This is a genomic window from Aliivibrio sp. S4MY1, from assembly GCF_028765545.1.
Lineage (GTDB): Bacteria > Pseudomonadota > Gammaproteobacteria > Enterobacterales > Vibrionaceae > Aliivibrio.
In genome coordinates this window covers 1-7499 of the sequence record NZ_JARACP010000036.1, presented here as the reverse complement: position 1 = coordinate 7499, position 7499 = coordinate 1, and the positions used below count along the sequence as shown (strand labels likewise).

Here is a 7499-nt window from a genome sequence, read left to right as displayed (position 1 = left end):
TGCATAACACGTTTGCTACCATGCAGATTAAGCTCAAATTTACCACTTAATACGGTAAACCCAAAGAAACCTAGAATGCCGAATGTAGCAAATCGTGTTGATGCGATTGTTATATTCACTCTTACGTCTAAGTGAATAACTGACCGATTGTTTTCATTGGTATGAACATTCTTACACGACCGTTGATTTCACAAAGAACCTCGAAACCATATTTTGCGTAAAATGACTCTGCTTGCTTAGTTAAACAATCAACAACAATGGCATAAGCTCTCATATGAGAGTTAATTTCCCAAAGATATTCGAGAGCTTTAATTAAGCTAACTTTACCTAACCCACTTCCATGAAATTCTTTATGAACTGCAAGTTGAGCTAAAAGGAAAACAGGAACTGGATAGCGTGGTAATTTTTTAGCCATCGCTTGTGGCAACGTATCACGGCTAATCGAACTTGGCGCAATACTATAAAATGAACAAATTGGATATTTCTGATTTGGTAATGGCACTGAAGCAGGCAAAACCATTGTGCGGCTAATACCTGCTTGCATATGTTTAGCAGCTTGAGTTTGGATAAAATCATTTAACTCTTTTTCACCGCAGTCAAATGATGCTCTATCGTGCTGTGATTTATCCAATTCTTTGAAAGTCTTGGAATAACTCACTTAAACTCACCACTTTTAGTAAATGCAGCAGCGTCAAGTAACGCTTTATTCGGAGCTTTAGCCTCGTCACAAGCAATCATGAATTGGTCAAATACATTTGCTTCAACAGTGATGCTTTCATGTTCAGAAATCACCTGAGTTGAATCTTCGTCCATTAAACGAACAACATATTCAGTTAAGCTTTTTAAACCAAGTAAAGCTGAAGCCTTCTCAGCCTTAGCTTTGATTTCTTCATCCAAGCGGATATCAAGTCTTGCAGTAGCCATAAAACCTCCAATTGTACGGAGTAATTCCGTAATTAACCTGAGTATAAGATTTAAACAACCAAAGTGCAACTTGTACGGAGCTAATACGGATTTAATTTTTAAGCTTTGTGAATATAACGCCTGCATAACACGTTTGCTACTATGCAGATTAAGCTCAAATTTACCACTTAATACGGTAAAACCAAAGAAACCTAGAATGCCGAATGTAGCAAATCGTGTTGATACATTTGTTATGTTTTATTCTACAGCTTCCTCATGACCACACGTATTACAACTAAAAATAGTTTCGTCGGATTCATCTTTACTAAACAGTTCAAAATCCATACTTTTACATGCTGAACATTTTGGTTCACTATCAAAGCCTAAATACTTTAAAAATAGGTTCTGAATTAGAGAAACAGCGGTACACGTTAGTAATAAACAGATTTTCGCGTCTGGAATATTTTTATTTGGTGAATGAACAACTTCTGATGAGTGACCCCAAGCGGCTTCAACTACGTCTCGACAACGCTTTCTTAGCTTACTATTACTTTTTCCTGGAGCATAAATATTAATTATCGCTTTAGATATACCCTTAAAGTCCGCAGCTTTTAATTCATGTTCTTTTAATAAATCAGGATTATCTTGTGCTAATACGCCAGCCAATTCGATTAAACTTTCACGGCAAGTCAAACCGATAGCTTGGATGTCCTCCGGACCCGTAACATTATTTAAATCTACTGCTGCATTATTTAATCGTCTACTAATAGATTTTACATGATCAAGAGGCACCTCATCAATAACATGTCGGTATTCTTGATAATGACTAACTTCTAACCTTTGACTTATTCCGAGGTGAAAAGAATATGCCTCATCAGCAGAAAAATAAAATTCATTTTGTGTATACAAATTCATTGGTACAGATTCGCCTTCAACGACCCACCAATTACCGTCATTTTTACTTTTCACATTCCAAACATGAATTTCTAACCCTACATCTGTAAAAGTCTGCTCAACCTGCATATATTTGATATTATTAATATCATTGCCAGATAAATAAGATTCTATTCGTTGCTCTGCATCTATTCTATATTCTGGAGTCATAAACTACCTAAAAAATGATTATTTCGATTGAAAACATAACGCCTGCATAACACGTTTACTACTATGCAATTATACTTAAAATTGACACCCTAAAACGAGAAACACCCGACAACCTGAGATGCCGAGTGTAGTAAATCGTGTTGATGCATTTGTTATGTGTTTATTTGAGATTAAATTACGTTAAGATTTTACTCACAGATATAATCTTTTCTGGCATATTTTTAACATGCTCAGGGTTCCATGATTTTGGAGCAAATCCCTTACCTCTAATTAATATATCTAATACAAGTTTTTTAATATAATCATTAGACAAGATTTGGTTTGATTCTATATCGACACCTAACAACGTTATTTCAGATTTAGTTTGTGTTCCTGTACCTCTTAAGACTCCCACTGATATAGGAACATGTTGAAACTTAATTCTTTGTATATATGTTCTTTCAAACTTAGTTAAAACAAATTCATAAGAACACTCATGCTCAAATGTCATTTCAAGCATTTTGTTTATAAACCTTTCAGGTGAGCCACTTAATCGACGTCTTAACGAAACATTTTCATTACTCAAATCTATATAAGCATTTCTAAACTCGAGTATATCTATTTGCATAATATCAATCATTGATTTCTCTTTCATTATAGATTTAATTACTAGCTTAAATTTAATAAAAACTAACAAATCAGAACATTAAGTGTAAGATATCTAAAGGTAACTTAAAAATCATCAATGCATTAATTATAAGAATACGTCGTTTTTCTAATTAATGAACAGCACATAACGCCGCAATAACACGTGCGAACGACCGAATTACAAAACCAATTACACTCCAAACCACAAACGCCGAGTGTAATTAGCATCGTGTTGATTGCTTTGTTACACGATCTTTGTCAACGCTTCTATTAACTTGGTAAAGAATTGATTTACCGAGATTTACTGTAAACTGAGTTTAATTAGACCAGCTCAATTTAGCGAGCAAAATATCATTTCAACTACAAAAACTGCGAAACGAAACAATCCTTTTTCTAGCACCATTTGAAGGATTTGGCTTCAGCAATTTTTTAGCTTATAAACCAAATATCCTTGCCACAATTGGGATTGAAAATGCTACGAGCAAAGCACGAATGCAGAATAAAATGAGGCAACACCAAAGAACCATTGAAGCGTAAAAATGCCTCTGAAACGCCTGAACTTAGACCGCCAAGAGTCAATTGCCGAACCTGATGAAACGGACATTAAAAGGCAACAAAGAAGAAGGAAAACCACCCTACTTTCACATCTAAAAATCGAATGGTTCTATCGCTGAACTGAGCCAAAAAACTGCTATCTTTAGTTCGTGTAACGCCTGCATAACACGTTTACTACTATGAAACTATACTTAAAATTGACGCCTTAAAACGAGAAAAACCCGACAACCTAAGATGCCGAGTGTAGTAAATCGTGTTGATGCATTTGTTATAACCATCTGATAATGTTACTGAAACCGTAACTGTTTACCTTCAACATTATAATCACTACCTTGATCATCTTATTTCCAGCAAGTCATGTTCTTTGGCACCGATAACTATCACTTATTTACTTTATTTTTTCTTCGTAACAATAACGTAATTAATTAGAGTTAATCCAATGACAAAACACCAAAATTGTAAGCTAGGTAGCACCGTTGAAACAGATCCAACAAGTAAACCAGAACCAAGCCCAATTGCAATTTTTTGAAGAGTTGTCATTTTCAAAGTCCTTTTTTATTCAATGATTACTAAATAGCTACAATCTATAGTATGAAATCAATTTTACCTTAACTATCACTTAAACTATTAATATTTAAGTGTATTTGAGAAACATCTCACCTAGGTTATAACGCCTGCATAACACGTTTGCACCATGCAGATTGAGCCTAAATTTACCACTTAATACGGCAAACTCAAAGAAACCTAGAATGCCGAATGTAGCAAATCGTGTTGATGCATTTGTTATAACCGTTTTTCCATGCGTGACAAGTCCCAACTCTCACCATCAAATGATAAGCTATTAGTTACCAGCTCAAATTCTACAAACCCCAGTTTTTTGTAACATGAAATCGCTGATTTATTGTGGCTGAAAACACCTAATGTCAGTAAATTAGCTTTGTAAGTAACCTGTGCCTTTTCAATAAGTAGCTGTAGCATGATTTGAGCTAGATTCTGACCTCGATATTCAGGTGAGATAAATACACGGCAGATACGAAACTCATTAACTGAAACTTGATAAAGCTCCACAAAACCAACGGGATTATTCTCAACAGTAAATAGAAATGGAAACACCTGTGGCTGCTTACAATGAATTTCAATTTGTTCATGAGTAAGAGGATATTTATAAGCTGGCCCGCCCCATAAATAACAAAGTTTTTCGCTATCTATCCAGGCAGTAAGCTGATCATAGTCCTTATGTTCAAAAGTCTCTAATTCCATGATTTCCTCTTGAGGTTATAACGCTGGCATAACACGTTTATTACCATGCAAACCAACCTGAATTAACCACCTTAATCACGAAATTCAAGGCAAACCCAAAAAGCCGAATGTAATAAATCGTGTTGATGCGATTGTTGTGCGTGCTTACTTTCGGCTTGGCTAGCTTGGTAAAGAACTGCCCTGCCAAGATTTTCTAAGCCCTGATTCTAATTTACCGATAGCAATTAAGCGAACAAAATGTTCTTAAATTGCGAGATGAAGTAAATGGAAAACAGATACATTTTTTACACCATTTGAACGGCTTGGTTTCAGCTAGTTTGGAACTGATAAACCAAATATCCTAACCACAATTTGGATTGAAAATGCTGCGAGTAAAACACTGATGCAGACCGAAATGAGGCAAAACCATGAACAATTGAAGCGTGAATTGGTTTCTGAAATCCATGAACTTTTGGCAATAATAGTAAATTGCCGAACCTGATGAAATGGAATCTAAAAGGAAACAAAGAAGAAGGAAAATCACCTACTTTCACACCTAAAAAACTAACGGCTCAATCGCTGAACTGAGCCAAAAAACTGCGTTCTTAGAGTTCGTGTAACGCCGCAATAACACGTGCGAAAGACCGACTTACCAAACCAATTATACTCCAAACCGCGAATGCCGAGTGTAATAGCATCGTGTTGATTGCTTTGTTATACGAGCCTTGCTTTCGCTTCCATTAACTTGGTAAAGAACTGATTTACCAAGATTTGCTGTTAAACGATTTTAATTAGACTGGCTCAATTAAGCGAGCAAAATATCCAATCAACGGCAATAACTGTGAAACGAAACAATCCTTTTTCTTACACCATTTGTACGATTTGGTTTCAGCCAGTTTGGAACTGATAAACCAAATATCCAAACCACAATTTGGGTTGAAAATACTGAGAGGGAAACACTGATGCAGGATAAAATGAGGCATAACCAAAGAACAATTGAAGCGTAAATGAGCCGCTGAAACGCCTGAATTTGGGGCAATAATAGTTCATGCCGAGCCTGATGAAACGAACACCAAAAGGCAACAAAGAAAAAGGAAAACCACCCTACTTTCACACCTAAAAAGCTAATAGTTCAATCGCTGAACTGAACCAAAAAACTGCATTCTCAGAGTTCGTATAACGCCTGCATAACACGTTTACTACTATGCAATCATACTTAATATTGACACCTTAAAACGAGAAACACCCGACAACCTGAGATGCCGAGTGTAGTAAATCGTGTTGATGCGATTGTTATATTTTACTACGCCATAGCAAAATTGATCGTGTGCACCTTAGTTAAATTCACGTTTTGTTTTGCTTGCCATAGATCGTAATTGTCTTGCATCGTTAGCCAACTTTCAGGCGTACGACCGAGTGATTTTGAAAGACGTAATGCCATTTCAGGTGAAATTGAACTCTTACCCTTTATCACTCGATTTAGAGTTGAAGCCGCAACATCAAGTTGTTTAGCAACAAAGCGACAACTATAGCCAAATGGTTCCATATAAACGTCATGGATAAACTCACCTGGATGTGGGGGATTGTACATAGCCATTAATGGTAATCCTCGTAATTTAAAATGTAAGCATTACCATCGACAAACTCGAAAGTAACACGCCAGTTACCATTTACTGTAATTGACCAAATTCCATCTCTATCTCCTTTCAAAGGATGAAGCTTGAAACCCGGCAAATCAACATCATCGATAATGGTTGCAGTATCTATCGCGGCTAATTGCATTCTCAATTTGCGATCATGTTTCGCTTGAATGCCCGCTTTACTGCCAGTCTCAAAAAACTTTTTAAGACCTTTGTGCTTAAATGTTTTAATCATACGAAGAGTGTAGCGCGTTGCGCATTATGACGCAAGTTTCAATAAAAAATATAACGCCGCAATAACACGTGCGAACGCCTTACTTTCCAAACCAATTATACTTCAAACCACAAACGCCGAGTGTAATTAGCATCGTGTTGATTGCTTTGTTATACGAGCCTTGCTTTCGCTCCAATTAACTTGGTAAAGAACTGATTTACCAAGATTTGCTGTAAAACAATTTTAATTAGACCGGCTCAATTAAGCGAGCAAAATATCACTTCAACAACAATAACTGTGAAACGAAACAATCCTTTTTTCTTGCACCATTTGTACGATTTGGTTTCAGCCAATTTAGAGCTGATAAACCAAATATCCTAACCACAATTGGGATTGAAAATGCTGAGAGGAAAACACTGATGCAGGCTAAAATGAGGCATAACCAAAGAACAATTGAAGCGTAAATTAGCCGCTGAAGCGCCTGAACTTAGGGCAATAATAGTTAAATGCCGAACCTGATGAAGCGAACACCAAACGGCAATAAAGAAAAAGATAAACCACCCTACTTTCATACCTAAAAAGCTAATGGTTCAATCGCTGGACTGAACCAAAAAACTGCATTCTCAGAGTTCGTATAACGCCTGCATAACACGTTTGCTACGATACAGACTTAGCTGAATTTTACTGTCTTAATCACTGAAACTAAAGACAAACTGACAACGCCGAGTGTAGCAAATCGTGTTGATGCATTTGTTACACGATCTTTGTCAACGCTTCGCTTTAATTGGTAAAGAACTGATTTACCAAAAATATTTAGAAACCAATTCTAAATTACAAAAGCCAATTTAGCGAACAAAAGAACCGTTCAACTGCAAAAACTGCGAAACGAAGCAATCCTTTTTCTAGCGCCATTTGTACGATTTGGCTTCAACAATTTTTTTAGCTTATAACCCAAAATATCCTAACCACAATTGGGATTGAAAATGCTACGAGCAAAGCACGAATGCAGGATAAAATGAGGCAACACCAAAGAACCATTGAAGCGTAAAAATGCCTCTGAAACGCATGAACTTAGACCGAAAATAGTTAATTGCCGAACCTATGAAATGAAAACCAAAAGGAAACAAAGAAGAAAGAAAACCACCCTACTTTCACATCTAAAAATCGAATGGTTCTATCGCCGAACTGAGCCAAAAAACTGCTATCTTTAGTTCGTG

8 protein-coding genes are annotated in these 7499 nt (G+C 36.3%); all 8 read right to left on the bottom strand.

Annotated elements, in window-relative coordinates:
* Positions 1-127 precede the first annotated feature (127 nt).
* Positions 128-658: a GNAT family N-acetyltransferase gene (locus PVK71_RS19920; RefSeq protein ID WP_274421070.1), complete on the bottom strand. Its 531-nt coding sequence runs from the start codon at positions 656-658 to the stop codon at positions 128-130.
* The gene (locus PVK71_RS19915; RefSeq protein ID WP_274421069.1) at positions 655-924 is read right to left on the bottom strand and encodes a type II toxin-antitoxin system TacA family antitoxin; all 270 of its coding nucleotides are present in this window, start codon (positions 922-924) and stop codon (positions 655-657) included. The genes PVK71_RS19920 and PVK71_RS19915 overlap by 4 nt, the downstream gene beginning before the upstream one ends.
* A gap of 237 nt (positions 925-1161) precedes the next feature.
* Positions 1162-2007 (bottom strand): hypothetical protein, encoded by an 846-nt coding sequence (locus tag PVK71_RS19910; RefSeq protein WP_274421068.1) that lies wholly within the window; start codon positions 2005-2007, stop codon positions 1162-1164.
* A gap of 175 nt (positions 2008-2182) precedes the next feature.
* Positions 2183-2641, bottom strand: a complete 459-nt coding sequence (locus PVK71_RS19905) for a hypothetical protein (RefSeq protein ID WP_274421906.1) — start codon at positions 2639-2641, stop codon at positions 2183-2185.
* A 941-nt stretch (positions 2642-3582) separates the two neighbouring features.
* A complete protein-coding gene (locus tag PVK71_RS19900; RefSeq protein WP_017019179.1) occupies positions 3583-3729 on the bottom strand; it encodes a hypothetical protein in 147 nt (48 codons plus the stop codon).
* Between the two features lie 243 nt (positions 3730-3972).
* Positions 3973-4449 carry a GNAT family N-acetyltransferase gene (locus tag PVK71_RS19895; protein ID WP_274421066.1) on the bottom strand — a complete coding sequence of 159 codons (477 nt, stop codon included), beginning with the start codon at positions 4447-4449 and terminating at the stop codon, positions 3973-3975.
* A gap of 1282 nt (positions 4450-5731) precedes the next feature.
* Positions 5732-6025: a HigA family addiction module antitoxin gene (locus tag PVK71_RS19890; protein ID WP_017023495.1), complete on the bottom strand. Its 294-nt coding sequence runs from the start codon at positions 6023-6025 to the stop codon at positions 5732-5734.
* A complete protein-coding gene (locus tag PVK71_RS19885; protein WP_012534781.1) occupies positions 6025-6303 on the bottom strand; it encodes a type II toxin-antitoxin system RelE/ParE family toxin in 279 nt (92 codons plus the stop codon). The genes PVK71_RS19890 and PVK71_RS19885 overlap by 1 nt, the downstream gene beginning before the upstream one ends.
* Positions 6304-7499 lie beyond the last annotated feature (1196 nt).

Coding starts and splice junctions, on each gene's coding strand:
- PVK71_RS19915 (WP_274421069.1), bottom strand. CDS start 924: ATGGCTACTGCAAGACTTGATATCCGCTTGGATGAAGAAATCAAAGCT.
- PVK71_RS19910 (WP_274421068.1), bottom strand. CDS start 2,007: ATGACTCCAGAATATAGAATAGATGCAGAGCAACGAATAGAATCTTAT.
- PVK71_RS19905 (WP_274421906.1), bottom strand. CDS start 2,641: ATGAAAGAGAAATCAATGATTGATATTATGCAAATAGATATACTCGAG.
- PVK71_RS19900 (WP_017019179.1), bottom strand. CDS start 3,729: ATGACAACTCTTCAAAAAATTGCAATTGGGCTTGGTTCTGGTTTACTT.
- PVK71_RS19895 (WP_274421066.1), bottom strand. CDS start 4,449: ATGGAATTAGAGACTTTTGAACATAAGGACTATGATCAGCTTACTGCC.
- PVK71_RS19890 (WP_017023495.1), bottom strand. CDS start 6,025: ATGGCTATGTACAATCCCCCACATCCAGGTGAGTTTATCCATGACGTT.
- PVK71_RS19885 (WP_012534781.1), bottom strand. CDS start 6,303: ATGATTAAAACATTTAAGCACAAAGGTCTTAAAAAGTTTTTTGAGACT.